This window comes from Pseudomonas sp. dw_612, assembly GCF_018449725.1.
Lineage (GTDB): Bacteria > Pseudomonadota > Gammaproteobacteria > Pseudomonadales > Pseudomonadaceae > Aquipseudomonas.
In genome coordinates this window covers 21,371-46,882 of record NZ_JAAVVC010000017.1, presented here as the reverse complement: position 1 = coordinate 46,882, position 25,512 = coordinate 21,371, and the positions used below count along the sequence as shown (strand labels likewise).

30 protein-coding genes and 1 pseudogene are annotated in these 25,512 nt (G+C 58.8%); 16 read left to right on the top strand and 15 right to left on the bottom strand.

Annotation, left to right across the window (positions count from 1 at the left end; translation table 11 throughout):
* Nucleotides 1–49 precede the first annotated feature (49 nt).
* Both HB680_RS22965 and HB680_RS22960 read right to left on the bottom strand, forming a co-directional pair.
* A complete protein-coding gene (locus HB680_RS22965) occupies nucleotides 50–1,237 on the bottom strand; it encodes a winged helix-turn-helix domain-containing protein (protein WP_256735610.1) in 1,188 nt (395 codons plus the stop codon).
* Between the two features lie 106 nt (nucleotides 1,238–1,343).
* Nucleotides 1,344–1,559: a DUF1127 domain-containing protein gene (locus HB680_RS22960; protein WP_213940849.1), complete on the bottom strand. Its 216-nt coding sequence runs from the start codon at nucleotides 1,557–1,559 to the stop codon at nucleotides 1,344–1,346.
* 96 nt (nucleotides 1,560–1,655) lie between these two features.
* On the opposite strand from HB680_RS22960, the gene HB680_RS22955 reads away from it, so the two are divergent.
* On the top strand, nucleotides 1,656–2,510 hold the full coding sequence (locus HB680_RS22955) for a LysR substrate-binding domain-containing protein (RefSeq protein WP_213940762.1): 855 nt from the start codon (nucleotides 1,656–1,658) through the stop codon (nucleotides 2,508–2,510).
* Here the strand turns inward: HB680_RS22955 and HB680_RS22950 are convergent.
* Nucleotides 2,500–3,249 (bottom strand): TSUP family transporter, encoded by a 750-nt coding sequence (locus tag HB680_RS22950; protein WP_213940761.1) that lies wholly within the window; start codon nucleotides 3,247–3,249, stop codon nucleotides 2,500–2,502. The genes HB680_RS22955 and HB680_RS22950 overlap by 11 nt on opposite strands.
* Before the next feature lie 110 nt (nucleotides 3,250–3,359).
* Here HB680_RS22950 and HB680_RS22945 point away from each other — a divergent pair, with 110 nt between their 5' ends.
* The 4 genes from HB680_RS22945 to HB680_RS22930 all read left to right on the top strand — a co-directional run bounded on the left by HB680_RS22945 (nucleotide 3,360) and on the right by HB680_RS22930 (nucleotide 6,653).
* Nucleotides 3,360–4,316, top strand: a complete 957-nt coding sequence (locus HB680_RS22945) for a LysR family transcriptional regulator (RefSeq protein WP_213940760.1) — start codon at nucleotides 3,360–3,362, stop codon at nucleotides 4,314–4,316.
* 68 nt (nucleotides 4,317–4,384) lie between these two features.
* A complete protein-coding gene (locus HB680_RS22940; protein WP_213940848.1) occupies nucleotides 4,385–4,846 on the top strand; it encodes a MarR family transcriptional regulator in 462 nt (153 codons plus the stop codon).
* Between the two features lie 340 nt (nucleotides 4,847–5,186).
* Complete coding sequence (locus HB680_RS22935; protein ID WP_213940759.1) at nucleotides 5,187–5,606, top strand: organic hydroperoxide resistance protein; 420 nt, start codon at nucleotides 5,187–5,189, stop codon at nucleotides 5,604–5,606.
* A 33-nt stretch (nucleotides 5,607–5,639) separates the two neighbouring features.
* Entirely contained in the window at nucleotides 5,640–6,653 is a 1,014-nt protein-coding gene (locus HB680_RS22930) for an alpha/beta hydrolase (protein ID WP_213940758.1), read from the top strand.
* Between the two features lie 155 nt (nucleotides 6,654–6,808).
* On the opposite strand, the gene HB680_RS22925 is transcribed toward HB680_RS22930, so the two are convergent.
* The gene (locus tag HB680_RS22925; RefSeq protein ID WP_032626910.1) at nucleotides 6,809–7,378 is read right to left on the bottom strand and encodes an elongation factor P; all 570 of its coding nucleotides are present in this window, start codon (nucleotides 7,376–7,378) and stop codon (nucleotides 6,809–6,811) included.
* A gap of 48 nt (nucleotides 7,379–7,426) precedes the next feature.
* Nucleotides 7,427–8,584: an elongation factor P maturation arginine rhamnosyltransferase EarP gene (gene earP / locus HB680_RS22920; RefSeq protein WP_213940757.1), complete on the bottom strand. Its 1,158-nt coding sequence runs from the start codon at nucleotides 8,582–8,584 to the stop codon at nucleotides 7,427–7,429.
* A gap of 124 nt (nucleotides 8,585–8,708) precedes the next feature.
* Here earP and HB680_RS22915 point away from each other — a divergent pair, with 124 nt between their 5' ends.
* Together HB680_RS22915 and HB680_RS22910 are read left to right on the top strand one after the other, a co-directional pair.
* Nucleotides 8,709–9,116: a hypothetical protein gene (locus HB680_RS22915; RefSeq protein WP_213940756.1), complete on the top strand. Its 408-nt coding sequence runs from the start codon at nucleotides 8,709–8,711 to the stop codon at nucleotides 9,114–9,116.
* Between the two features lie 14 nt (nucleotides 9,117–9,130).
* Complete coding sequence (locus tag HB680_RS22910; RefSeq protein WP_213940755.1) at nucleotides 9,131–9,613, top strand: GreA/GreB family elongation factor; 483 nt, start codon at nucleotides 9,131–9,133, stop codon at nucleotides 9,611–9,613.
* 6 nt (nucleotides 9,614–9,619) lie between these two features.
* On the opposite strand, the gene cysB is transcribed toward HB680_RS22910, so the two are convergent.
* From cysB to HB680_RS22885, 5 genes are all read right to left on the bottom strand, one after another.
* Nucleotides 9,620–10,594, bottom strand: coding sequence for an HTH-type transcriptional regulator CysB (cysB, locus tag HB680_RS22905; RefSeq protein WP_054052018.1), 975 nt, complete (start codon nucleotides 10,592–10,594; stop codon nucleotides 9,620–9,622).
* Nucleotides 10,595–10,707: 113 nt separating this feature from the next.
* On the bottom strand, nucleotides 10,708–11,211 hold the full coding sequence (locus HB680_RS22900) for a universal stress protein (protein WP_213940754.1): 504 nt from the start codon (nucleotides 11,209–11,211) through the stop codon (nucleotides 10,708–10,710).
* Nucleotides 11,212–11,305: 94 nt separating this feature from the next.
* Entirely contained in the window at nucleotides 11,306–12,211 is a 906-nt protein-coding gene (locus tag HB680_RS22895) for a 5'-nucleotidase (RefSeq protein ID WP_213940753.1), read from the bottom strand.
* Nucleotides 12,212–12,235: 24 nt separating this feature from the next.
* Complete coding sequence (locus tag HB680_RS22890; RefSeq protein ID WP_213940752.1) at nucleotides 12,236–13,189, bottom strand: putative 2-dehydropantoate 2-reductase; 954 nt, start codon at nucleotides 13,187–13,189, stop codon at nucleotides 12,236–12,238.
* Nucleotides 13,186–13,572, bottom strand: a complete 387-nt coding sequence (locus HB680_RS22885) for a thioredoxin (RefSeq protein WP_213940751.1) — start codon at nucleotides 13,570–13,572, stop codon at nucleotides 13,186–13,188. Before HB680_RS22885 ends, HB680_RS22890 begins: the two co-directional genes overlap by 4 nt.
* Between HB680_RS22885 and HB680_RS22880 the strand changes: the two genes are divergently transcribed.
* Nucleotides 13,571–14,014, top strand: coding sequence for a PilZ domain-containing protein (locus tag HB680_RS22880; RefSeq protein WP_054613925.1), 444 nt, complete (start codon nucleotides 13,571–13,573; stop codon nucleotides 14,012–14,014). The two genes, HB680_RS22885 and HB680_RS22880, sit on opposite strands and share 2 nt — an antisense overlap.
* Before the next feature lie 129 nt (nucleotides 14,015–14,143).
* Complete coding sequence (locus HB680_RS22875; RefSeq protein ID WP_007899930.1) at nucleotides 14,144–15,220, top strand: 3-deoxy-7-phosphoheptulonate synthase; 1,077 nt, start codon at nucleotides 14,144–14,146, stop codon at nucleotides 15,218–15,220.
* 77 nt (nucleotides 15,221–15,297) lie between these two features.
* On the opposite strand, the gene HB680_RS22870 is transcribed toward HB680_RS22875, so the two are convergent.
* Nucleotides 15,298–15,585, bottom strand: coding sequence for a GNAT family N-acetyltransferase (locus HB680_RS22870; RefSeq protein WP_020800382.1), 288 nt, complete (start codon nucleotides 15,583–15,585; stop codon nucleotides 15,298–15,300).
* A 644-nt stretch (nucleotides 15,586–16,229) separates the two neighbouring features.
* Here HB680_RS22870 and oprI point away from each other — a divergent pair.
* A complete protein-coding gene (oprI, locus tag HB680_RS22865; protein ID WP_002553018.1) occupies nucleotides 16,230–16,481 on the top strand; it encodes an outer membrane lipoprotei OprI in 252 nt (83 codons plus the stop codon).
* Nucleotides 16,482–16,604: 123 nt separating this feature from the next.
* On the opposite strand, the gene HB680_RS22860 is transcribed toward oprI, so the two are convergent.
* The 3 genes and pseudogenes from HB680_RS22860 to HB680_RS22850 form a co-directional block, all read right to left on the bottom strand.
* Nucleotides 16,605–17,576, bottom strand: a complete 972-nt coding sequence (locus tag HB680_RS22860) for a L,D-transpeptidase family protein (RefSeq protein ID WP_213940750.1) — start codon at nucleotides 17,574–17,576, stop codon at nucleotides 16,605–16,607.
* A gap of 230 nt (nucleotides 17,577–17,806) precedes the next feature.
* Nucleotides 17,807–18,100, bottom strand: a complete 294-nt coding sequence (locus tag HB680_RS22855; RefSeq protein WP_054051999.1) for a hypothetical protein — start codon at nucleotides 18,098–18,100, stop codon at nucleotides 17,807–17,809.
* Between the two features lie 56 nt (nucleotides 18,101–18,156).
* Nucleotides 18,157–18,321: pseudogene (locus tag HB680_RS22850) on the bottom strand (arylesterase); the annotation flags it as partial.
* 141 nt (nucleotides 18,322–18,462) lie between these two features.
* Between HB680_RS22850 and hxsA2 the strand changes: the two are divergent.
* Genes hxsA2 through hxsC form a run of 4 tightly spaced genes read left to right on the top strand, consistent with a single transcriptional unit; the run spans nucleotide 18,463 to nucleotide 21,658 of the window.
* Entirely contained in the window at nucleotides 18,463–18,747 is a 285-nt protein-coding gene (gene hxsA2, locus HB680_RS22845) for a His-Xaa-Ser repeat protein HxsA2 (RefSeq protein WP_213940749.1), read from the top strand.
* Between the two features lies 1 nt (nucleotide 18,748).
* On the top strand, nucleotides 18,749–19,051 hold the full coding sequence (hxsD, locus tag HB680_RS22840) for a His-Xaa-Ser system protein HxsD (protein WP_213940748.1): 303 nt from the start codon (nucleotides 18,749–18,751) through the stop codon (nucleotides 19,049–19,051).
* The gene (hxsB, locus tag HB680_RS22835; protein WP_213940747.1) at nucleotides 19,044–20,501 is read left to right on the top strand and encodes a His-Xaa-Ser system radical SAM maturase HxsB; all 1,458 of its coding nucleotides are present in this window, start codon (nucleotides 19,044–19,046) and stop codon (nucleotides 20,499–20,501) included. Before hxsD ends, hxsB begins: the two co-directional genes overlap by 8 nt.
* A complete protein-coding gene (gene hxsC, locus HB680_RS22830) occupies nucleotides 20,495–21,658 on the top strand; it encodes a His-Xaa-Ser system radical SAM maturase HxsC (RefSeq protein ID WP_213940847.1) in 1,164 nt (387 codons plus the stop codon). The genes hxsB and hxsC overlap by 7 nt, the downstream gene beginning before the upstream one ends.
* Nucleotides 21,659–21,676: 18 nt before the next feature.
* Here hxsC and HB680_RS22825 read toward each other — a convergent pair whose 3' ends face one another.
* Nucleotides 21,677–22,282 carry an arylesterase gene (locus HB680_RS22825; RefSeq protein WP_213940746.1) on the bottom strand — a complete coding sequence of 202 codons (606 nt, stop codon included), beginning with the start codon at nucleotides 22,280–22,282 and terminating at the stop codon, nucleotides 21,677–21,679.
* Nucleotides 22,283–22,292: 10 nt separating this feature from the next.
* On the opposite strand from HB680_RS22825, the gene HB680_RS22820 reads away from it, so the two are divergent.
* Nucleotides 22,293–22,976: an ABC transporter ATP-binding protein gene (locus HB680_RS22820; RefSeq protein WP_213940745.1), complete on the top strand. Its 684-nt coding sequence runs from the start codon at nucleotides 22,293–22,295 to the stop codon at nucleotides 22,974–22,976.
* Nucleotides 22,976–25,480 (top strand): ABC transporter permease, encoded by a 2,505-nt coding sequence (locus HB680_RS22815; RefSeq protein ID WP_213940744.1) that lies wholly within the window; start codon nucleotides 22,976–22,978, stop codon nucleotides 25,478–25,480. Before HB680_RS22820 ends, HB680_RS22815 begins: the two co-directional genes overlap by 1 nt.
* Nucleotides 25,481–25,512: the final 32 nt, after the last annotated feature.

Sequence of the window (25,512 nt, the reverse complement as noted above, 5' to 3'; positions counted from 1 at the left end):
TTGGAATGCGTTCCCCTGTGGGAGCGGGCTTGCTCGCGAAGGCGTCCGCTCAGACACCACCCAACTGAGCAAATGCCACCCGCAACCTATCCGCACTCACCCGCTGACAATTCAACTGCACCCGCTCCAACCCCAGCCAATCCGCCATCTGCCGCAAATTCACCGCCAATGCCAGCATCCCCGCCTCGTCCAGCCCCGGCTCTTCCTCATGCACCGCGTGCACCGCCAAGCGACCCAACGCCCGTTCGGCCCGCAAATCCACTCGCGCGGCAATCCGTTGGTTGTGCAAAAACGGCAACACGTAATAGCCGTAGACCCGTTTGCCCTGCGGCGTGTAAATCTCCAGCCGATAACGGAAATCGAACAAGCGCTCAGTACGGCTGCGTTCCCAGATCAGCGAATCGAACGGCGACAGCAAGGCACTGGCCTCGACCTTGCGCGGCACCTTGGGCTCGGGCAGGCAATAGGCCGGTTGGCGCCAGCCTTCGACTTCGCAAGTCAGCAATTCACCAGCCTCGACCAATTCGGACAAACGCGGGCGGGCATCACCGGGGTTCAAACGAAAATAGTCCCGCAGGTCCTTTTCCGTCGCCACGCCCAAGGCATTCGCGGCATGCAGCAACAAACCGCGCTGGGCTTCGGCTTCCGTGAGCAAGGGCTGGTGCAGAATGGCCGAGGGAATCACTCGCTCCGGCAAATCGTAAAGTCGCTCGAAGCCGCGCCGGCCGGCGACGGTCACTTCGCCGGCGGCAAACAACCATTCCAGTGCATGCTTTTCAGCGCTCCAGTCCCACCACGGGCCGGCCCGTTCTTGACGGGTCGATAAACTGCCTGCGCCCAGCGCCCCCAGTTCCTGAACCGAAGCCAGCACCCGGCGAATTGTGTCCTGCTGTTCACGGCCAAACAGCGCCAATTGCTGATAGATGTCTTCGCCACGGGTCGCACGCTGCATGCGCCAGCGCATCAACGGGTACATGGATAACGGCAACAGCGACGCTTCATGGCCCCAATATTCGAATAATGTGCGTCGCCGGCCTTGACTCCAGGCTGCCTGGTCGAGCAAGTCGGACGAATAATTACCAAGACGGGAAAACAACGGAAGGTAGTGCGAACGCACTAATGCATTGACTGAGTCGATCTGCAAAATGCCCAGGCGTTCGATCAGCCGATTGAGTTGAACCGGTTTGATCGCCGCTGGCGGCTGGCGCCCGTTGAACCCTTGGGCAGCCAGTGCCAGACGTCAAGCCTGTTTATTGGAAAAGGACAGCGTTGCGGGCATGAGCATCTCCTTGTCTGCTCGCAACCTACCTCACCAGAGAGGGGTTTGTGTAGCAATGGACTCATCATTTATGCATCGGGTCGTCCCAGAATGGCCGGATCGATTCGTGCTCGACATCCGCACGGCTCACACCGATGTCCTTCAGCGCTTCATCGCTCAGACTCGCCAGCAGCTCGCGTTCGCGGTGAAGATCGTACCAGCGACTAAACTTGTGCAGCAGATCCGAAACCGCATGGATTGAGAATTTTTCTGACGTTACATGCTCGTGTTGACCTTTCATCATGTTGCCCTCCTTTAGGGATGGCTCAAGTCTCGCGCTGGAGCTAAGATCAATCCAACGAATGTTTCTGATGGTATACATCTCGGAGATTGATGAATGTCGGCGTTCCCCAGTATCGATACCGATGTACTGCGCACCTTTGTCGCCATCGCCGACCTGGGCGGCTTCACCCGTGCCGGCGAAATGGTCAACCGCACGCAGTCTGCGGTGAGCATGCAGATGAAACGCCTGGAAGAAGACGTGTTGCAGCGCCAGCTGTTTGAACGCGACGGACGCCAGGTCAAGCTGACCGCCGAAGGCCAGGTGCTGCTCGGCTATGCGCGGCGCATCCTCAAGCTCCACAGCGAAGTATTCAACACCCTGCGCGAGCCGCACATGGTCGGCACGGTGCGCATCGGCACGCCGGATGATTACGTGATGCGGTTTCTGCCGGGGATCCTGTCGCGCTTCGCCAAGTTCTATCCGTTGATCCAGATTGAAGTGCACTGCGAATCGACCAAGCAGTTGTTGCAGCGCCAGGACCTGGACCTGTCGATCGTCACCCGCGAACCGGGCACCGAGATTGGCCAGTTGCTGCGCAAAGAGCGTTTCGTCTGGGCCGAGGCGCAATGTTTCAGCGCCCACGAGCAGACGCCGTTGCCCCTGGCGATGTTCAACAGTGATTGTTTCTGCCGGTTGTGGGCGTGCAATGCCCTCGACGCGATGGGTCGTGATTACCGTATCGCCTACAACAGTTCGAGCTTGTCAGCGTTGATGGCGGTGGTCAGCGCCGGCCTGGCGGTGACCGCACAATTGGAAAGCCTGATCACCCCGGACCTTCGCATCCTCGGCGCCGCCGAAGACCTGCCGCTGCTGCCCGAAGCCTGCATCATGCTCGTACGCAACCTGCACAATCCGTCGCCGATCACCGAATGCCTGGCCGAGCACATCGTCGAAGGCTTCAAACTTTAGAGGCAAGAATCACGGCACAGAACACCAGGTAGCCACAGAACAGCCCGCGCAACAGGCGCTCCGACAGGGCGTGGGCGATCTTCACCCCCCAACTGATACTCATCAGACCGCCCACTGCCAAGGGCAAACCGATCATCCAGTTCACCTCGTGGTGCACCGCGTAAGTCACCAAGGTGACCCCGGTGCTCGGCAACGCCAGGGCCAGAGACAAGCCTTGGGCCACCACTTGGGTGGTGCCGAACAGGCTGGTCAACACCGGCGTCGCCACCACCGCTCCGCCTACGCCAAAAAAACCGCCAATGGAACCGGACGCCGTGCCCAACACGCCCAGCCACGGCCACGAGTAATGCATGTGCGAAGACGCTGGCGCACTGGCAGTGAACATCCGCGCCAGGTTGTAGGTCGACAGCGCCACCAGGAACACGACAAAACCTATGCGCAGGCTTTGCGGGTCAATGCCCACCGCCCAGATCGAACCGATCCAGGCGAAACAGAATCCCATCGAGGCCAAAGGTAAAGCGTGACGCAATTCGATGCGGTTGCGCTGGTGGTAGCGCCACAGCGCCAGCATCACGTTGGGCACCACCATCACCAGCGCAGTGCCTTGGGCCAGTTGCTGGTCGAGGCCGCAGAGCACGCCCAGCAACGGAATCGCCACCAGACCACCACCGATGCCGAACAAACCACCCAGGGTGCCCAAGGCCACGCCAAAAATCAGGTACAACAAAAACTCAATCACAGGCCAATTCCCTCTCGTCAGACGTTTCATCCTACGCAGTCGGCCCTAGCAGGGAAACGCACAGCAACGCACAATGGCTGTGCCGATTTCGCACAGGCGCTGGTGAAACCATGAATCCCAATCAATTGACCGACCAACTCGGACTGTTCCTTGATGTGCTGGAAACCGGAAGCTTTTCCGCCGCGTCCCGGCGTCATCCGCTGACGCCTTCGGCGGTGGCGCGGCGTATCGACAGCCTGGAAAGCGCAGTCGGCAGTCAGTTATTCCTGCGCAGCACCCACGCGGTGCGCGCGACGCCAGCGGGTTTGGCGTTTGCCGAACGTGCACGGCGGATCGTGGCCGAGTTGCGACTGGCCAGGGCTGAAGCGGTGTCCCTGAGCAGTGCGCCCGAAGGCTTGATTCGGGTGGACGCGCCCGCGGCGTTCGGCCGCCGACACCTGGCACCGGTCATTGCTGACTTTCTGATGCTGTATCCCGGCCTCGACGTGCAATTGCACTTGATCGACAGTTTTGTCGACATGCAGGGTTTGAACCTGGGCAAAGTCGACCTGGTGTTGCGCGCCGGGCAAATGGCCGATACCCGACTGGTGGCCACGCCGCTGGCGAACATGGTGCGCATCGCTTGCGCCAGCCCCGACTATTTGAAGCGCCGCGGTGTGCCGACCGATCCGTCGCAGTTGAGCGAACACGATGGCCTCGACTGGGACGGCCTGGCCCCGCCCTTCGCCTGGCGCTTTGAACAGGACGGACGCATGCAACTGCACCGCCCGGCGCGCATCCGCATGAGTGCCAACAATGCCGAAGCGCTGGTCTGCGGCGCACTGGCCGGGCTCGGTATCGCGCACTTGCCGACGTGGCTGGCCAGCGAATACCTGCTGCGCGGCGAACTGCTGCCGCTGTTCTGCGAAAACGGCCTGCCAAAACCGGAAACCTCCGGGATTTACGCGCTGCGCCTGGAGCAACAGGCCAGCTCCCGCAGTCGCCTGTTGCTGGAATACCTGAAGACCCGTTTCAGCCCGATTGCCCCGTGGGATCTTGCCCTGCAAGGCAATCTGGCCGGGTACTAGCCATAATTATCTGGCGCATTAAAGATTCGCCCGCTAGATTCATGAAGATCACTGATCAAGGCTTTGACATGACCACCGAACGCAACACCCCGGACAACTGCGACGACCTGCTGCTGGACAATCAGGTCTGCTTCGCCCTGCACTCCACTTCGCTGCTGATGACCAAGGTCTACAAACCCTTGCTGCAAGCACTGGGCCTGACCTATCCGCAGTACCTGGCGATGATGGTGTTGTGGGAAAAGGATGGTTTGACGGTCGGTGAAATCAGCACTCGTCTGCTGACCGATCCGGGCTCATTGACGCCATTGCTCAAACGCCTGGAAGTCGAAGGACTGCTCAGCCGCACCCGCAGCCGTGAAGATGAACGGGTGGTGATTGTCGAGCTGACCGAACAGGGCCGCGCGTTGCGGGACAAGGCTCGGGATATTCCGCAGTGCATCCTGGGTGCCAGCGGGAAGACGATCGAGCAGTTGAAAAAGCTGCAAAATGATCTGCAAGAGCTGCGTAGTCACTTGCAAGACAGCCTCTAACCCCAAACCACCACACATCCCCTGTGGGAGCGGGCTTGCTCGCGAAAGCGGTATGACATTCAGCATTGATGTTGACTGACACACCGCTTTCGCGAGCAAGCCCGCTCCCACATTGGTTTTTGCGGCACCTTCAAAAAATAATTCCCCCCCTGACACCCCCTAACAAACCGCTCTAACTCAACACTCTCCCCACCAGTCAGTCGCCTGCTCACTCGCCGCCATCGAACTTTTTCAAAAATTTATCTTGCGCGCTAAATATTCGCGAGCTACATTTATCTCGCAGCTACTTAGCGCGCAAATATTTAGCGCGACACACCCAAATCCGAATGAGGCTCACACCATGCAAACTCTCTACACCGCAATCGCAACTTCCACCGGTGGCCGTGACGGTCGTGCGGTTTCCAGTGACAACATCCTCGACGTCAAACTCGCCACCCCGAAAGAACTCGGCGGTGCTGGCGGCGCAGCGACCAACCCTGAGCAACTGTTCGCAGCCGGCTACTCCGCCTGCTTCATCGGCGCGCTGAAATTCGTCGCCAGCCAGACCAAACGCAGCATCCCGAACGACGCCTCGATCACTGCCCATGTCGGCATCGGCCAGATCCCTGGCGGTTTCGGTCTGGACATCGACCTGAACATCAACCTGCCGGGTCTGGAACAAGCCGATGCGCAATCCCTGGTCGATGCAGCTCACCAGGTCTGCCCGTACTCCAACGCCACCCGTGGCAACGTCGATGTGCGCCTGCACGTTACCGTCTAACCGCCGATTCCCAGGCCCGAACAGGAAATGACCATGAATACTTTCAGCAAAGTCTTGACCGGCACCCTTCTCGCCCTGTCCGTCCACAGCGCCTTCGCAGGTGACGGGGTCGAACACAACACCCAGGCATTCCTCGATGTACTGAATGCCGGTACCGGCAAACCGATGGAACAGCTCACGCCTAAAGAAGCCCGCGCGGTGCTGGTGGGTGCGCAAGCCGGGGTGAAACTGACGCTGCCAAAAGCCGATGTCAGCCAGAAGACCATTCAAGTCGATGGCCAACCGATCAGCCTGACCATCGTCCGGCCGGCCGGGGTCAAGGGCGAGCTGCCCGTGTTCATGTTCTTCCACGGCGGCGGCTGGGTCCTGGGAGATTTCCCGACCCACGAACGGCTGGTTCGGGACTTGGTGGTGGGTTCGGGTGCGGCGGCGGTGTTCGTCAATTACACGCCGTCGCCGGAAGCGCATTACCCGGTGGCGATCAACCAGGCTTACGCCGCGACCAAATGGGTGGCCGAGCACGGCAAAGAGATCAACGTCGACGGCAAACGCCTGGCGGTAGCCGGCAACAGTGTCGGCGGCAACATGGCCGCGGTGGTGGCGCTGATGGCCAAAGACAAAGGCACGCCGGCGATCAAGTTCCAGGTGCTGTTGTGGCCGGTGACGGATGCCAGCTTCGAAACCGCGTCCTACAACCAGTTTGCCGAGGGGCACTTCCTCACCAAAAACATGATGAAGTGGTTCTGGGACAACTACACCACAGACGCCAATCAGCGTAACGAGATCTACGCCTCACCATTGCGGGCGACCACGGCTCAGCTCAAAGGCCTGCCGCCGGCTCTGGTGCAGACCGCTGGCGCCGATGTGCTGCGCGATGAAGGCGAGGCCTATGCGCGCAAACTCGACGAGGCTGGCGTGCCGGTCACGGCGGTTCGCTACAACGGCATGATTCACGACTATGGTTTGTTGAACGTGGTGAGTCAGGTGCCGGCGGTGCGTTCGGCGATGCTTCAGGCTTCTGAAGAACTCAAGCAACACCTGAAATAAAGCAAAAGATCGCAGCCTCGTTTCACTCGACAGCTCCTACAGAGGTTTCTCATTACCCTGTAGGAGCTGTCGAGTGAAACGAAGCTGCGATCTTTTAATCTGACGACAAAAAAGCCCGACTCAATGGTCGGGCTTTTTCATTCCTGAGGCTGTGCTTATTTAGCACGGCCTTTGTAGGAACCGCCTTCGCGGGTGTCGATTTCGATGCGATCACCGATTTCGATGAAGTCAGCAACTTGCAGCTCAGTACCGTTGCTCAGCTTGGCAGGCTTCATGACTTTGCCGGAAGTGTCACCGCGCGCGGAACCTTCGGTGTAGTCAACTACGCGAACGATAGTGGTCGGCAGTTCTACGGAAACCAGACGCTCTTCGAAGAAGATCGCTTCGCAAACATCGGTCATGCCTTCTTCAACGAAAGGCAGAACGGCTTCGATGTCTTCAGCGTTCAGCTCGTACATGGTGTAGTCAGTGGTGTCCATGAACGTGTAGGTGTCGCCGCTGATGAAGGACAGGGTCGCTTCTTTGCGGTCGAGGATTACGTCGTCCAGTTTGTCGTCAGCGCTGTAAACGATCTCGGTCTTGTAACCGGTCAGAAGGTTCTTCAGCTTGGTCTTCATGATCGCGCTGTTACGACCGGACTTGGTGAATTCAGCTTTCTGAACCAGCCAAGGATCGTTTTCGAGACGGATCACGGTACCGGGTTTCAGTTCTTTACCAGTTTTCATTGCGAATATCCGAATTTGGATGGGATTTACAAAAATCTAGGCCGCGTATCATATCCAATTTACATAAAACTGTACCAGCGCTGCGGCAAGATCCGCCTGCAAGGCTTGTTCCAGACACCACGCCTCGGCATGTTTTTGCAGCTCCGGCCAGTGTTTACGGGTCGCCAGCCATTGGTCGGCCATGTCTTCACCGGCATTCCACACCCGCCAAAGTCCGCTGATTGCCTCTGCCGCAGGCGCCGACAAGCCTTTTGTATAGAGCGCGAGGAAGGCTTCGAGCTTGTCGAGGTGGATGTCTTCGTCCTGCTGATAGATGTGCCAGAGCAGCGGCCGCCCTGCCCATTGGGCACGAACAAACGAGTCTTCGCCGCGCACGGCGTTGAAATCGCAGCACCACAGCAAGTGATCGTATTGATCCTGTCGGACGAACGGCAGCACCTGAACGGTCAAGGCATCGCGCACATGCAGCGCCCCGGCCACCAGCCCGCTCACGCCGAGCCAGCGTTCGACATCACCGAGAATCCGCCCTTCCGGCACCAGCAGGTGCGTGGGTTCGGAGCCGGACGCCAATGTGTCGAGCCAACTCGCCAACCCGGCATTTTCGTAGGCAAACAGTGAGATCAATTGCGCAGCGGGCGCACGATCAATCCCCAATCCTTGCAGGAATGCTCGCTGGGATTCGGGGTTTTGCTGAAATTGCCGACGCCGCTCCAGCAATCCGCTTTCACGCAACAAGCCCCCGGTGCCCTTCTGGAACCCCGGAAAAAAGAAGAACTTCTGCACGCTCTTGTATTTCACCGACGGCAGACCATGACAGCCGATGACCCAATCTTCGGCGCTCAGGTAATCCAGGTTCATCCACAGCGGCGGCTTTTGCCGCTCGGCCATGGCGTCCATGTACGGGCTCGGCAGTTGGCAGGCGAACGCGGCGATCACCACGTCGGCGGCCTCCACGGGTTGCCATTCGGCCGGCCATTGCCGCACTTCGACACCCTGCTGCCATTGCCGGGGTGCGTGAATGTCGATCTCCGGACACAGGCGCTCAAAAGCCCGCAGGTCGTCGACCCACAGACGAACGTCCACAGAGTGCTCGGCCACCAGTTGACGGGCCAGACGCCAGGTCACGCCGATGTCGCCAAAGTTGTCGACCACGGTGCAAAAAATATCCCAGCGCCCGCGGTTTTTCATTTGAGGCAGTTCAGGCATTTATGGCTCCCGTTGGCAAAGGCGCCGATTGTCCGCATAAATTACCCCGTGCAGAAGGGCCGACGACGATTAATCTTCGTGCGACAATCGCCATCCGCCCGCGACCACCCGCCAGGAGGCAGCCATGCCCTACCGTCCCAACCCGCGCCGCCCGTTGCCGATCCGCCTCAATGCCCTGCAATTGACCGGCAGCATTGCCCTGGGTCTGTGGCTGGGGTTTCTGGCCATCGCGCTGACGTGCTGGCTCGCCTCGCGATTTGTGTTCCCGGAGCAATTGGCACCGCTGGCCCAAGCCGTGCAGCAACTGGCGCAACCGCCGGTGATGCAACCTGTGCCGGACATTCCGCCGCAGAGCCCGTTGTTCGAGCAGTACAAAGAAAACCTGCGCAAGAACGAGCAACAGCAATTCCTCGATCAGGCCCGCACCAATAACCGCAACCTGTCGAACCCCAAATGCCAGTTCTGGCTGCAACAGGACCAGACCGCGCCAAGCGAAAAAAGCCGCGCCAACGTCCAGCAATTCTGCGATTGATCAAGAAGCTCTCTATGCACAAGCCGACCGTCCACCAACTGATTCTCGACAAGCTGCGCATCGATCTCGACATCGCCGAACGCGCAGCGCAAACCGCATACGAAACCGCGACCCACGAAGAAAACATCGCCGAAAACAAATACGACACCTTGGGTCTGGAGGCGTCGTACCTCGCGGCCGGGCAGGCGAAACGGGTCGAGGAAATCCGTCATTCACTGGCGTTGTGCCAGAACCTGACATTGCGTCCGTATGACGAACAGCGCGGTATCGAGGTGGGCGCCCTGCTCGGTCTGGAGGACGAAAAGGGACGTGAACAGTGGTTGTTCCTGGCGCCTGACGCGGCGGGTTTGAAGGTCGATCTGGTGGGGCAGATGATCACCGTCATCACCCCTCGCTCGCCGCTGGGCAAAAGCCTGCTGGGCAAGTTCGAAGGGGACGAAGTGGAGATTCTGGTGGCGGGCGCTCGGCAACAGTTTGCTGTTACCGAGGTGATTTAACGCAGATTAATGAACCGGCAGTTCGACGCCGTCGAACAGTTCTTCCAGTTCCTGCTTGTTATGACACTGGATCGCCTTGGCCATGACTTCACGGGTCAGGTGCGGGGCAAACTTCTCGATGAAGTCGCACATGAAGCCACGCAGGAAGGTACCGCGACGGAAGCCGATCTTGGTGATGCTGGACTCGAACAGATCGCTGGCATCGAGCATCACCAGGTCGCTATCGAGTTTGGCGTCGACCGCCATTTTCGCGACGATGCCCACGCCCAGGCCCAGGCGCACGTAAGTCTTGATCACGTCGGCGTCGGCGGCGGTGAACACCACTTTCGGCGTCAAGCCACGATGGCTGAAGGCTTCGTCGAGTTTCGAACGGCCGGTGAAACCGAACACGTAGGTCACGATCGGGTATTCGGCCAGGGCTTCGAGGGTCAGCTTCGGCAGCTTGGTCAGCGGGTGGCCCTGGGGCACGACCACGCAACGGTTCCAGCGGTAGCACGGCATCATCACCAAGTCACCGAACAGCTCCAGGGCTTCGGTGGCGATGGCGAAATCCACGGTGCCGTCAGCGGCCATTTCGGCGATCTGCATCGGCGAACCCTGGTGCATGTGCAACGCAACGTCCGGGTACTGCTTGATGAAGTTGCTGATCACCGGCGGCAACGCATAACGCGCCTGGGTGTGGGTGGTCGCGATCGACAGGGTGCCTTTCTTCTCGTTGGAGAATTCCTGGGCAATCTGCTTGATGCTTTCAACCTTGCGCAGGATTTCGCCGGCGGTGGTGATGATGCGTTCGCCGGCCGGGGTGACGCGGGTCAGGTGCTTGCCACTGCGGGCGAAGACCTCGACGCCCAATTCGTCTTCCAGCAAACGGATCTGTTTACTGATGCCCGGCTGCGAGGTGTAGAGACTTTGGGCGGTAGCGGAAACGTTGAGGTCGTGGTGCGCCACTTCCCAGATGTAGCGCAGTTGTTGAAGCTTCATATGAATCCCTCAAAGCAGGTAGACGCCACGGGCATCAGCGACGGTATATAACTATATTAATGGTTTGAAGAATAAATCTAGAACTTTTTTATCAAAACGCCATTATTCGTGTTCTACCGGTCCCCCTCACGCCGACGCTCCACCAATGGCACCAGATAGACCGGCACCCGGGCCAACTGCAAGACCCGCGCTGCCGTGCGGCCCAGCGGGGTTTCCGCACCGGCGCGATGGCTATGACTACCTACGATCAGCAAATCCACCGAGAGTTTCTGCACCTGGTCGAGAATCACCTGCGACGGATCGCCCTGAAGCACCCGCACCGCTTTGATCCGTTCCAGATCCTGCTCCCCCTCATCCCCCAGTTCTTCACGAAAGCTTTCCAGTACCCGCCGTTCGATATTGGCGATGACCGTGTTCAGGCCCTGACTGTGAAACTCGTTCAATGCCTGTTCGTCGAGGTAGCTCTGAAGCACTGACTCGGCAAACAACCCCATGGGTTCCACCGCGTGCACCACATACAAATCGGCATTGAATGTTCGCGCCAGCGCCAAGGCGTGCTGCATCACCAAAGGTGCGTACAGGCCGAGGTCGGTGGCATACAGCATGGAACGAATCATATGACCTCCTTGCGTGCCGACATGGCGGAGATTGATTCAGCTTAGCAGTGCCTTGCCGAGTACGACGTGCCGCGTAACACCTTGAAGCAGGGGCTTAAACTTTCTGCTCGTTGCTTATGCCATGTGGCACGTGACCGGTGGCGACCACTTCGCGCGCCAGTTCGCAATGACCGGCCTGATCGTCGAAAAACACGTCGGCGGCAAAGGCTTCCAGAAACGCCGCTTTGGTCAGGCCGCCGAGAAACAGCGATTCGTCCAGACGAATGTCCCACTCGCGCAACGTGCGGATCACCCGCTCGTGGGCCGGTGCCGAACGCGCGGTGACCAGCGCGGTGCGGATCGGGCAGGCGTCTTCGGGAAACTCACGCTGCAACAGATTGAGCGCCGCGAGGAAGCCTTTGAACGGTCCACCGCGCAACGGCTCACGGGCCGCTTCGCGTTCGCTGGCCTGAAAGGCTTCCAGCCCACCGGCCTGATAGACCCGCTCCGACTCGTCGGAAAACAGCACGGCATCCCCGTCGAAGGCAATGCGCAGTTCATCACTGGCGGCACGGCTCGCACCGCCGGAGAGAATGGTCGCTGCAGCAAAACCGGCGTCCAATGCGCTGCGCACATCTTCGGCGTGGGTCGAGAGAAACAGGTCGCAACCAAAGGCCTTGAGGTACGGATACGGACTGCGCCCACCGACAAATGCCGCGCGGGAAATCGCCAGGCCGTAGTGATGAATCGAGTTGAACACCCGCAGACCAGTATCAGCACTGTTGCGCGAGACCAGCACCACTTCGACCCGGGCACGACCCAGGCTGGCGTTGAGGTTCAGCAGTTTTTCCACCAGTGGGAACGCATCACCGGGCGCGAGAACTTCGTCTTCGTGCTCGATCTGGTATTGCCGATAAGCCTCGACCCCGTCCGACAGATAGACCTTGTGGCTTTCGCTCAGGTCGAACAGTGCGCGCGAAGAAATCGCCAGCACCAATTTGTCATCTATGTCCTTGGCCATGCCTTTCCCCTCTGGTGGATCGACTCAAACGTTACGTCGATCGATAAAACCGAGCGCCCGATACAAGGCCTCGATGCGTGGCAACTCACATCCCGCCGCTTTCGCCGCCGCCAGTGGCCGGGCGTAAATCGCCTCCAGTTCCAGCGGTCGTTTGTGCAGGAAATCGTGGTACATGCTCGGCCAATAGTCAGGCATTTTCTCGGTCATCATGAACAGGTAGTCGGCATAACCGAGTGGCATGTCATGACCGCAGGCCTTGGCGCCCTGCACCACTTCGGCCATCAACGCCTGGATCAGCGCCCGGCTGTCGGCATCGGCCATCAACGGTGTGGTGCTCGCCCCGAGTAGCACCGACAGACCGTTGTAAGGAATATTCCAGACCAGTTTCTGCCAGCGCGCCTGATGCAAATTGGGCATGACCTGGGAATCGATGCCGGCGGCGCGGAACAGCCCGGCGCCCTCCTCGACAATCCACATGCGCGCCGCCTCATCGCTGGCCGGGCCGCTGTGGTAACCGACATTCACTGTGCCCAGGGCCTGATGGGTAATCACGCCGGGCCCTTCGCGGTGGACGCAAATCAGGCACAGCCCACCGAGCAGATGCAGCGAATCCGGTAGCGACTCGCGCAGACTGTCTTCGACATCCAGGCCATTTTGCAGCAACAACACTTTGGCGCCCGGCGCGGCGGCTTCAATGATGATCGGCGCGAGCCCCGGGCTAGTGCTTTTCGCCGCCACCAGTAACCAGTCACAGGGCGGCATGTCTTCGGCCGATGAGTAAGCCTGGACCGGATTCAACGTCACCGCGCCATGCACGGCGCTATTGAGTTGCAAGCCGCGCTCGGCGACCGCTGAAAATTCGCTGCGCAACAGAAAATGCACATCGAAACCGACGCGCGCCAGCATCCCGCCATAAAAACCACCGATTGCGCCAGTCCCGATAATGCCGATTGTCGGCTTGGCAACTGCTCCCATCATGGCAACTCCTCAGCAATTCGACTCAGCGCCTGGCCCACCGCCTGATTCAGTTCGGTGTCGGTAAGGCGCGCCTGTACTGCCCCAAAGAACTCACCGTCGCGCACCACAAACAGCGCCGGCAAATGAAAAACCTCATAACGTTCCACCAACCCGCCGTTGTCGGCGGCGTCGATCCAGCACAACCGATCGACCGCCAGATCGAGCCTGGGCAATTGCTCCCGGGCAAAACGGCAACTGGCGCAGCCGACACTGGTGAAAATCACCAGGGAAACGCCGCTCATCGCCAGCAGCCGTTGGTCGGCGTCAAAATCGGTCAGTTCCGATTCGACCACTATACTGGGGGAAACAATGTCAAATGGGCGACACAGGGAGTCCGTGTTCATGGGACGTTTTCTTCCTCATCCTGACGATGTGCCCGTGGAACTTACGCTGCTCAAACATGAGTGCATTTCACGGCAACGGCTGCACACTATCAGCCTCGGCGGCATGGCTTGCAATTACCACCGCGCCTGGCGCCACGGCACGGCGCTGGAAGTGCGCATGCCGACCTTGAACCCCGACCTGCGTTTTTTGGGCTACGTCGCCTGGTGCCTGCGCCGAAAGCGCGGCTATCTGGTGGGCATTGCGTTTGTCGATGAGCAGATGCTGTTCAGTGCGCGGATGGGCGAGCAGGTATGCCAGATCGAGCGTTATTGCCGCCTGCATGATGCCCATGATGATCTGCAGGAAGCTCAAGCCCTGGCCCTCGAATGGGTCCAGCAGCATGCCGATGAGTTCTCCCACGACACGGTTCGCAAGGCTTTTGCGCAGCCTGTGCTGGATTAAACAGCCGTCTGCCCATTGTCGAGTCACGGTGTAACGCGCTAAGGTTCGGGTCCCCCGACGCGCTTAATTTGCTGTGCTCCGCCGCGCGGGTTCGCTGGCGGCCGGCACCCGTGACCTGACGAGTAAACGATGGCTGATTTACCGATCAACGACCTAAACGTCGCTTCCAACGAAACCCTGATCACTCCCGATCAGCTCAAGCGTGATATCCCTTTGAGCGACGCTGCCCTGCGCACCGTGACCAAGGGCCGCGAAGTCATTCGCAACATTCTTGATGGTACCGACCACCGCCTGTTCGTGGTGATCGGGCCGTGCTCGATCCACGACATCAAGGCTGCCCACGAATACGCCGAGCGCCTGAAAGCCCTGGCGGCCGAAGTGTCCGATACCTTGTATCTGGTCATGCGCGTGTATTTCGAGAAGCCACGTACCACCGTCGGCTGGAAAGGTCTGATCAACGATCCGTACCTGGACGACTCGTTCAAGATCCAGGACGGCTTGCACATCGGTCGCCAGTTGCTGCTGGACCTGGCCGAGATGGGCCTGCCGACCGCCACCGAAGCCCTCGACCCGATCTCCCCGCAATACTTGCAGGACCTGATCAGTTGGTCGGCCATCGGCGCGCGCACCACCGAATCCCAGACTCACCGTGAAATGGCGTCCGGCCTGTCTTCGGCCGTCGGCTTCAAGAACGGCACCGACGGCGGCCTGACCGTGGCGATCAACGCCCTGCAGTCGGTTTCCAGCCCGCACCGTTTCCTTGGCATCAACCAGGAAGGTGGCGTGTCGATCGTCACCACCAAGGGCAACGCCTACGGTCACGTGGTACTGCGCGGTGGTAACGGCAAGCCGAACTACGATTCGGTCAGCGTTGCGCTCTGCGAGCAAGCGCTGAACAAGGCCAAGATCAAGCCAAACATCATGGTCGATTGCAGCCACGCCAACTCCAACAAGGACCCGGCCCTGCAACCGCTGGTGATGGAGAACGTCGCCAACCAGATCCTCGAAGGCAACCAGTCGATCATCGGCCTGATGGTCGAGAGTCATCTGAACTGGGGCTGCCAGGCGATCCCGAAAGACCTCGCCGACCTGCAATACGGCGTGTCGATCACCGATGCCTGCATCGATTGGACTGCCACAGAAAACACCTTGCGCAGCATGCACGCCAAGCTCAAGGATGTGCTGCCGAAACGCGATCGCAGTTGATTGCAGCTTCGGAAACAAAGAACTCGGGCACAAAAAAAACGCCGGGCTGAAACCCGGCGTTTTTTTATGCGTTGTGTTTACTGGCTCAGCTTGGCCGCGTGCCGCTGATGACGTTCCATGTAGCGCTCCACGTAGGAGCACGATGGAATCACCGTGTAGCCCATTTCTTCGGCGTATTGCAGGGCCTGCTCGGTCAATGCCGCCGCAATGCCACGGCCACGCAATGCGTTGGGCACGAAGGTGCGATAGATATCCAGGGTTTGTTTCCCCAGATCCATATAGGTCAGGTAGGCACGATGACCGTCCACATTGGTCTCGAACTGATGACCAGCCTGGTCATGGTGGATGGACAACGCCTCGCTCATCACTACTCCTCGCGGGTCTTGGATTCTGACCCCTACCTTACCGATGTTTTTCCGGCGAAGGAACATCTACGCCACCCTGTGCCTGAATGGGCACCGAGAAGAGCGACACCGATCTCGCGCAACCTGGGCACGTATCAAATAGTAGGCACCATTGGCGAAAATGCTCAAGGTACGCTCGTCATCATGCCGAGGGAGGCTGCGGGGTGCTGCTCCGGGTGATGCAGGGACGGCTCGACCGAAGATCTTCCCGGGTCGAAGCCTGAACATTGCCGGATGTTGAGACTTAAGACGAGCGCCCTTTGTTAAAGTCACCTGAACATGCAGAAAGATATGAGAGGCGCTGCGCAAAATTCGAACAAAAGTGTAGACGAAAGCATGTAGACAGACTTTAACAAAGACCGGAAATACTGCCTTCGGATTAGGGAACTTTTCTCATGCGGCTCGCTCATCTCGGGCCTTGCAGCTGGGTATTTTTTATCCAGAGCAGTTAAAAGTTGCTCGAAAAAGAATCAACGCCTACAATTTTTTTTGCTTCTTGCTTTACGTCAGTTTACTTACGACAAGTAATGGGTAGTATGTACGCCGGCTATTTCCTCACTCTGAGGAGACAGCTACTTAATAGAAAGTCCTTGAAGGGGAACACGATGAACAACGTTCTGAAATTCTCTGCTCTGGCTCTGGCCGCAGTTCTGGCTACCGGTTGCAGCAGCGTATCGAAAGAAACCGAAGCACGTCTGACCGCTACTGAAGACGCAGCTGCTCGCTCCCAGGCTCGTGCAGACGAAGCTTACCGTAAAGCTGATGAAGCTCTGGCTGCTGCTCAAAAAGCACAACAGACTGCTGACGAAGCTAACGAGCGTGCTCTGCGCATGCTGGACAAAGCTAGCCGCAAGTAATAATCCTTCGGGGTTGTTATCAAGCCGATCCATTTATGGGTCGGCTTTTTTTATGCCCGGCGTTTAGTACCGGCCATAAAAAACCCGCCGACGGCCAACGTCGGCGGGTTCCTTTTTGCGTGCTTACTGCTGCAGATCGACCGGCACGCTCGACACCATCGGCGCGGACGAATTCGGCACGGCGATTTCCACCGGCAGGCCATCTTCGGCCGCCACCACATCACGCACCACATCCCAGTTCATGCGCAGGTTGTTGGTGATGTCTTCACGCTTGAGCATCGCGTTGATCACGGCGGTGTGCTTGTCGACCACCGACGGATTGCCGTTGTCATCCAGCGGCGTGTGCGCCTCGAGATAAACCTTGCCGCCACTCACGCCGAACTTGTACGGGTCGTTGATGATCCGCACCGACGTGCCGACCGGCACCATGCCCGCCATTTCCAGCACGTTGTTGTTGAACATGCGGAAGCAACCGTGGCTGGTACGCATGCCGATACCAAATTTCTTGTTCGAGCCGTGAATCAGGTAGCCCGGGGTGCCCAGGCTGAACTTGAACGGCCCCAGCGGGTTGTCCGGGCCGGCCGGCACTACATTCGGCAGCGGATCACCGTCGGCGAGATGCTCGGCCTTGATCGACGCTGGAGGGGTCCAGGTCGGGTTCGGCGTTTTCGCCGTGATGGTGGTGTGGGCGATTGGCGAACCCCAACCTTCACGACCGATCCCCAGCGGGAAGGTGTAGACCACGTTCCGGCCTTTCGGGTAGTAGTAGAGGCGGTACTCGGCTAGGTTGATGACGATGCCTTCACGCGGACCCGGCGGCAGGATGAAGCGGGTCGGCAGAATGATTTCGGTGCCGGCGCCCGGCAGCCAGGCGTCGACGCCCGGGTTGGCCGCAACCATTTCCGAATAGCCCAGATCGTAAGTGGTGCCAAGGTCGGCGAAGGTATCTTCGTACTTGGCCTTGATCACTTGCACCTGACCGATGATGTCTTCACCAGGGGGCGGTAGAGGCAGCTCTAGTGCTGAAACTGGACCCGCCACACAGAGGGCGGCGAGGGTCAGGCAGCGGGTGACGGCAGGAAAGCGCGGCAACATCCGGAAAATCCTTCGCATGATCGACAAGGGTATAAGAACGGGATTGTACACCGACGCCCGTAAATTCGGGGAGGTCGAGAACATTGCAGGCGATACATGACGTTTTTTTCATGTAGGGACCGCGAGGAGATCAAATGTGGGAGCGGGCTTACTCGCGAAAGCGATGCACCAGTCGACACAAACGTTGAATGTTAATCCGCTTTCGCGAGCGAGCCCGCTCCCACACAGATCTAAAGCTCGAAGCGCAATTCCGGCCAGATCGGCGAGGTGCCGCGTTTCTGCGACTCAAGGATGGCCCGGCACAGCGAGCACAAACGCTGGTCCTGAAACACCGTGCGATTCACGCTCGACCAACGCGGCTGCGCCGGCAGCAGGCTGCCGCACAGCGTCCGGTCCGCCGAACCACCGAGCTCCAGCTGACGCGCCACCAGATGCACCCGCACTTCCTGGCAGGCGAACAGATCCAACTGCTCGTCAGGCTCGATCAGTTGGTAGGCAAAAAGGGACCAGGCAGGACGCGGCATCGGGGGCTCCAAATCGGGGGCGCCACCTTAGCCGAAACACCGCCACTAGAAAAGCGTCAAAGCAGCGGTTTCAGCGTCGGCCAGACATTTTCCAGCAACTTGTCCTGAGCCGCTGCTGCCGGGTGCAGGCCGTCGGCTTGCATCAGCTCCGGATGACCGCCCACCCCATCGAGGAAAAACGGGACCAGCGGGATTTTTTTCTCGGTAACGAGGCTACCGAAACCCCGAACTTGGGCAGCCAAAGGTACGTCTGTCGGATTTAAGGGGTGGGAAGAGCTTCGCCACTAATTCCATATTGACATCATGGCTATCCGCCAGTGACACTCGGCGAATACCCACACCGACGATAAGGAAATCCAATAATGAAAAAGCGCTCCTTTCTGGTACCAATGGCAACGCTGGCTGCTGCAGTAGCTACCGAACAGGCCTCGGCTCTAGCCACCCACGAGATCGTCGAACCCAGCACCGACACCACCATTACATTCAAATCGGCTCCTCAAAGCGAAAACCTTTCGGTTCGCGGCGGCAATGATCTTTTTGCGTTTGTCCTGAAACGTGGAGATCACGGTCAATTCATGGCTTACCACACCTCTCATAGCTCGCACGCCTCACACAGCTCACATAGTTCCCACCACTCGGGATCCTGAAATGGAACGCGCGACGACGCTCGTCTTTGATGAGCGGCTTTATGACGGACAGGTTCTGCAAAAAGCCGCTTACCGCTCGATGAACTCACTGACAACCGATATCACATGCGCCGATGGAAAATTTATCTGCGCCTTGTCCTCCAATATCGGCATCGATGAATCTTCGTTTCTGTCTGCCATTCAAGAATTCAAAAAGGATGTACTCGACTACCAGCTGCGGCATCAGCTGAACGCTGAGACTCTACCGATCAGGAATCTGATCCTTGGGCTGGCCTTCTCAAAAACCGGACTGACCAGTGAGTAAATTCCAAAAGCTGGAATTTTATGCAGAGCAACGTCCCTACGAGTTGCTTCCATTCAAATTTGATCGACTGAATGACGACGAGTACGTCATCACCAACATGGCAGGCGAGTTTCACGTTATACCGATACCGATGCTCGAACCGCTGATAAGCAAAACGCTCCCGATCTCATCGGAGCTGATACCTACGCTCCGGTCGAAGCAGTTCATCCGATTTTCCGATGAGCATGCGCCGCTTCAGCTTCTGGCACTCAAGATTCGCACGCGATTCTCTAGACTGGCCCAGTTCACCAATCTGCATATCTTTGTCGTAACCCTTCGCTGCGACCACAGTTGCCCGTATTGCCAGGTATCACGGCAATCGGAGAGCAAAGGTGCATTCGACATGACGACGGAGATGGCTGAAAAGTCGTTGGATTTTGTTTTCAGGTCTCCGAATCCAGCGATCAAAATAGAGTTTCAGGGTGGCGAGCCACTGCTGAATTTCGAGATGGTGAAGTACATCGTTCTTGAGGCGAAAAAACGCAATTTCAAGGAAGGTCGAGATCTTCAGTTCGTCATTGCAACCACGCTATCGCTACTGACAGATGAGATGCTCGCCTTCTGCAAGCAGCACAACATCGTGCTTTCTTCTTCTCTCGACGGGCCAATGGATCTCCATAATGCGAACCGCCCCCGCCCCGGACGAGACAGTCATCAGCGCTTCGAGGAAGGTCTGAAGAAAGCCCGTGCAGCTCTAGGCTACGACCAAGTGTCGGCGCTGATGACGACTACCGATAAAAGCCTGCCACGAGCGCGTGACATCATCGATGAATACTTGCGTCTGGGTTTTGACGGGATTTTTCTCCGTACACTTTCCCCCTACGGCTTTGCAATCAAGACCAAGAAATTCATGTCGTATGACTCGGAGCGTTGGCTGGAATTTTACAAGGAAGGTCTTGAGTACATCATTGAGCTAAACAAGTCCGGGGTACGGTTTGTCGAGCAGTACTCCTCGCTTGTGCTGACAAAAATGCTGACCTCAGGGGATCCCGGCTTTGTTGATTTGATGAACCCCGCTGGCGCAGGTATCGCCGCCATCGTGTTCAATTACGATGGGGCCGTCTACGCCTCCGATGAAAGCCGGATGCTTGCCGAGATGGGCGATCATACGTTCAGGCTGGGTAACGTTCTTGAGCATTCCTATGAGGAGATCATCCTCTCCGATCAGCTTCTGGATGCACTGGAAAACTCCTTCACCTTAAGCGCCCCTATGTGCTCTGACTGTGCGTTTGAGCCTTACTGTGGCGCAGAGCCCGTCTACCATCACGCCATGCATAATGACCTGGTAGCGAGAAAGCCAGAATCCTCGTTCTGCAAGCGCAACATGGCGATTTTCAAGCATCTCATTGAACTGATGGAAAGCGACGAACATACGAAACGGATTTTTATGGGATGGGCCAATCGATGCTGAAGCTCAGCGGCAAGGTTATCCGTATCCACGCGGTTAATGTTTACAAGGACCTCACGCTGATCAAGGTTTCGACTAACCGGAACCTGCCTGAAGTCTTACGCCGGGAACTGGCCTATCTGATTTCCGATCATCAGATCCCCAGCGGATTCGCCCACTACCTGCTGACAGAGCAACATCAAAAGCTAGCCAAAGAACTGCCTGTCGGTTCCGATTATTCGATCCTGCCGGATGACTACAGCTACATCGGTGACAATGACGTTATCCGACTTTCCGCTGATCGTCAGAGCATCCGAGTTTTGTTTCGTGCATCGTCACCGAACAACAGCATTCTGCTAACCGAGCAGTGCAACAATTACTGTCTTATGTGCTCGCAGCCACCGAAAACAGCCGATGATTCATGGCTACTCGATGAAATCGAGAGTTTGATTCCGTTGGTCCCCAAAGAAACCCGGGAGCTAGGGTTTACTGGAGGTGAACCAACGACGAACAAAGAACGCTTTCTCAAGATTATCCGTCTGACCAAAAGCTATCTGCCGAGGACCGCAATTCACATCCTATCGAACGGTCGAAGCTTCAAAGACCCAGCGTTTGCAGAAGAATATGCAGCGATTGAATTGTCCGACGCGATGATTGGAATCCCGGTCTACTCAGACGATCCGACCCTGCATGACTACATCGTCCAGGCGCAAGGAGCATTCGACGAAACCATTCAGGGCATTCTTAATCTGAAGCGCTTGGGTCAGAGGGTTGAGATCCGAGTGGTCATACACAAGCTCTCGGTGCAGCGACTTCCTGAACTGTGTGAGTTCATCGCCCGCAACCTGCTTTTTGTTGATCAAGTGGCGCTGATGGGCCTTGAAATGATGGGCTTCACCCGAGCCAATCTTGACGAATTATGGATCGACCCCATCGAGTACAAAGACACGCTCAGCAAGTCGGTTGGTATTCTCTCCAAGTACGGCATGAACGTCTCTGTCTACAACCATCAGCTGTGCCTGGTGAACCCGGATATTCTTCCCTACTACCGGAAATCGATCAGCGATTGGAAGAACGAGTTCGCCCCCGAATGCCAGAACTGCAAAAAACAGCGCGAGTGCGGGGGCTTTTTCGCATCAGGTGTCAAATTTGGGTATAGCAAACAGCTTTCTCCCTTCTGACACCTCCGAGAAAATATTTCAAAGCAGCGGTTTCAGCGTCGGCCAGACATTTTCCAGCAACTTGTCCTGAGCCGCTGCTGCCGGATGAAGGCCGTCGGCTTGCATCAGCTCCGGATGACCGCCCACCCCATCGAGGAAAAACGGGACCAGCGGGATTTTTTTCTCTTGCGCCAGCGTGCCGTAGACCTTCGCAAAGGCCTCGGTGTAACGGGCGCCGTAGTTGGGTGGCAATTGCATCCCCAGCAACAGCACCTTCGCACCGCTGGCGCGGGAGCTGTCGATCATCGCCGCAAGGTTTTGTTGCAATTGTGTTGGCAGCATTCCGCGCAAGCCGTCGTTGCCTCCCAATTCGAGGATGACCAGCTCCGGTTTATGCTCTGCAAGCAGCGCCGGCAGGCGTGCCTGGCCTCCGGCACTGGTGTCGCCGCTGATGGAGGCGTTGATCACTTTATCGTCGAAACCTTCGCGCTTGAGCCGTTGCTCAAGCAGCGACACCCACCCCAAACGTGTATCCAGTCCGAAACCGGCGCTGATACTATCGCCAACGATCAGGACTGTACCCGCCGCTGCGTTCTGGGCCATGCACATCAAGGCCAGGCCAGCACTCAAAAACCAAACACGCATCGGATTCTCCATGGGCGCAAGCATTCTCACCGCGAAGAACCTCAGCAAAGTGGTTCCCAGCGCGGAAGGTGAACTGACTATCCTGCACGAACTCAGCCTGGAACTGAACAAGGGCGACAGTTTGGCCATTGTCGGCGCCTCCGGTTCCGGCAAATCCACCCTCCTCGGCCTGCTGGCCGGCCTCGATCTGCCGAGCAGTGGCGAAGTCACCCTCGCCGGGCAAGCCCTGAGCAATCTCGACGAAGACCAACGCGCACGCATCCGCGCCGAGCACGTGGGATTTGTTTTTCAATCGTTTCAACTGCTCGACAGTCTCAACGCGCTGGAAAACGTCATGCTGCCGCTGGAACTCGACGGACGAAAAGACGCCCGGGCGCGCGCCACCGAATTGCTGCAACGGGTGGGCCTGGGCCAGCGCCTGACCCACTCGCCGCGCCAGCTCTCCGGCGGCGAACAGCAGCGCGTGGCGATCGCCCGTGCGTTTGCCGCCGAACCCGACGTGCTGTTCGCCGACGAGCCCACTGGCAACCTCGACAGCCACACCGGCGAGCGCATCAGCGACCTGCTGTTCGAACTGAACAAGGAACGCGGCACGACCCTGGTGCTGGTAACCCATGACGAACGCCTGGCACATCGTTGCCGGCGCCTGATCCGCCTTGAAGCCGGCCTGCTGGTCGCCCCTCTGGAGCCTTGATGGCACGCTTGCCGCTATTGCGCCTGTTCAGCCTCGCCATCCGCCAACTGCTGCGCGACGCCCGCGCCGGTGAGCTGCGGGTGTTGTTCTTCGCTTTGCTGGTGGCCGTGGCGGCGAGTACCGCCATCGGCTATTTCGGCGCCCGCCTCAACGGCGCCATGATGTTGCGCGCCACCGAGTTTCTTGGCGCCGACCTGTTGCTCGAAGGCAGTTCGCCGGCGCGACCCGAGCAGATCAGAAGTGGTACCGAGCTCGGGCTCGAACACGCCCAGGTGGTGGAGTTCTCCAGTGTCATCGCCACCGACAACGGCATCCAGCTGTCCAGCATCAAAGCGGCCGACGAGGTTTATCCGCTGCGCGGCGAACTAAAAAGTGCCCCCGCCCCGTTTGCCCCCGAAGAATCCGGGGGCGGGCCGAAATCGGGTGAAGCCTGGGTCGAGGCACGACTGCTGACGGCGCTGGACCTGAAGATCGGCGACAGCATCGACGTCGGCATGAAAACCCTGAAGCTGACGCGAGTGCTGACTTATGAGCCGGACCGCGCCGGCAATTTCTACAGTTTGACGCCGCGGGTGTTGATCAACCTCAACGACCTCACCGCCACTGGCGTGGTGCAGCCCGGCAGCCGGGTCAGTTACCGCGAGCTCTGGCGCGGCAAGGCCGAGGCGCTGGAAACCTATCGCCAGTTGATCAAACCGGGACTGGCCGCCAACCAGCGCATCCAGGATGCCCGGGACGGCAACCGGCAAATCGGTGGCGCCCTGGGCAAGGCCGAGCGCTACTTGAACATGGCCAGTCTGGTCGCCGTTTTACTGTCGGGTGTAGCGGTGGCGCTGTCGGCGACCCGCTTCGCCACACGCCGATTCGATGCCAGCGCCTTGCTGCGTTGCCTGGGTCTGTCCCGCCGGGAAACCATGGTGCTGTTCAGTTTGCAGCTGACGGTGCTCGGCCTGCTCGCCAGCCTCAGCGGCGCCCTGATCGGCTGGCTCGCCCAACTTGGGCTGTTCGCGCTGTTGCATGACTTGTTGCCCACCGACGTCCCACCGGGCGGCTTGCTGCCGGCAATCGCCGGGATCGGCACGGGGCTGGTAGCACTGGCCGGTTTTGCCCTGCCGCCGCTGGCCGCACTCGGGCGGGTGCCGCCATTGCGGGTGTTACGTCGGGACATGCTGCCGATTCCGTCCAGCACCTGGATGGTCTACGGCGCGGCGTTGGGTGCGCTCGGGCTGATCATGTGGCGTTTGAGCCTGGACCTGGTGCTGACCTTCGCGCTGCTGGGCGGTGGCGTGATCGCCGCCGTGGTGCTCGGTGGTTTGCTGCTGTTGCTGCTCAACAGCCTGCGCCGGATGCTGGCCCGCGCCTCGCTGCCATGGCGTTTGGGCTTGGGCCAGTTGCTACGCCACCCGCTGGCGGCCGCCGGCCAATCCCTGGCCTTCGGCTTGATTCTGCTGTCCATGGCACTGATCGCTTTGCTGCGCGGCGAATTGCTCGACACCTGGCAAAACCAGTTGCCTAAAAACGCGCCGAACTATTTCGCCCTGAACATTCTGCCTGCGGACAAACAAGCGTTCACCGATCGCCTGATCGAGCTGTCGGCACAATCGGCGCCGCTGTACCCGGTGGTGCCCGGCAGGCTGATCAGTATCAATGGCGAAGCGGTGCAGGACATCGTCAGCAAGGATTCAGCCGGTGACCGGGCGATCCAGCGAGACTTGAGCCTGACCTGGGCGGCGGACCTTCCGGCGGGCAACAAGCTCACCTCGGGCAAGTGGTGGAGCGAACAGACCCCGGATGAGATTCCTGGCGTGTCGGTCGAAGGCAAGGTTGCCGAAAGCCTGAAACTCAAGTTGGGTGATCATCTGGTGTTCACCGTCGGCGGGGTCAATCGCGAAGCGAACGTCACCAGTCTGCGGGAGATCAACTGGGACAACTTCCAGCCGAACTTCTTCATGATCTTCCAGCCCGGCACCTTGAAGGACCTGCCGGCGACCTACCTCACCAGTTTTTATCTGGCGGCGGGTCACGACCAGCAGATTGTCGACCTGTCCCGGGCGTTCCCGGCAGTGACCATCCTGCAGGTCGAAGCCTTGCTGGAACAGCTGCGCAGCATTCTCGCCCAGGTCACCCTGGCGGTGGAGTACGTGTTGTTGTTCGTGTTGGCGGCGGGGATGGCGGTGCTGTTCTCCGGCCTGCAAGCCACGCTGGATGAACGGATTCGCCAAGGTGCGCTGTTGCGTGCGCTGGGGGCCGAGCGGCAATTGCTGGTCAAGGCCCGGCGGATCGAGTTCGGCCTGCTCGGCGCGGTCAGCGGTTTACTGGCGGCACTGGGTTCGGAGTTGGTCAGCCTGGTGCTTTACCGCTACGCCTTCGACTTGCCCTGGCATCCGCATCCGTGGCTGCTGGTGTTGCCGCTGATCGGCGCCGTGCTGATCGGTGGTGCCGGTGTGTTCGGCACCCGTCGTGCCTTGAATGCCAGCCCCCTGACAGTCTTGCGCGAGGGTTGATAGACTCAAGCGCTCACTATCACAAGAAGTCA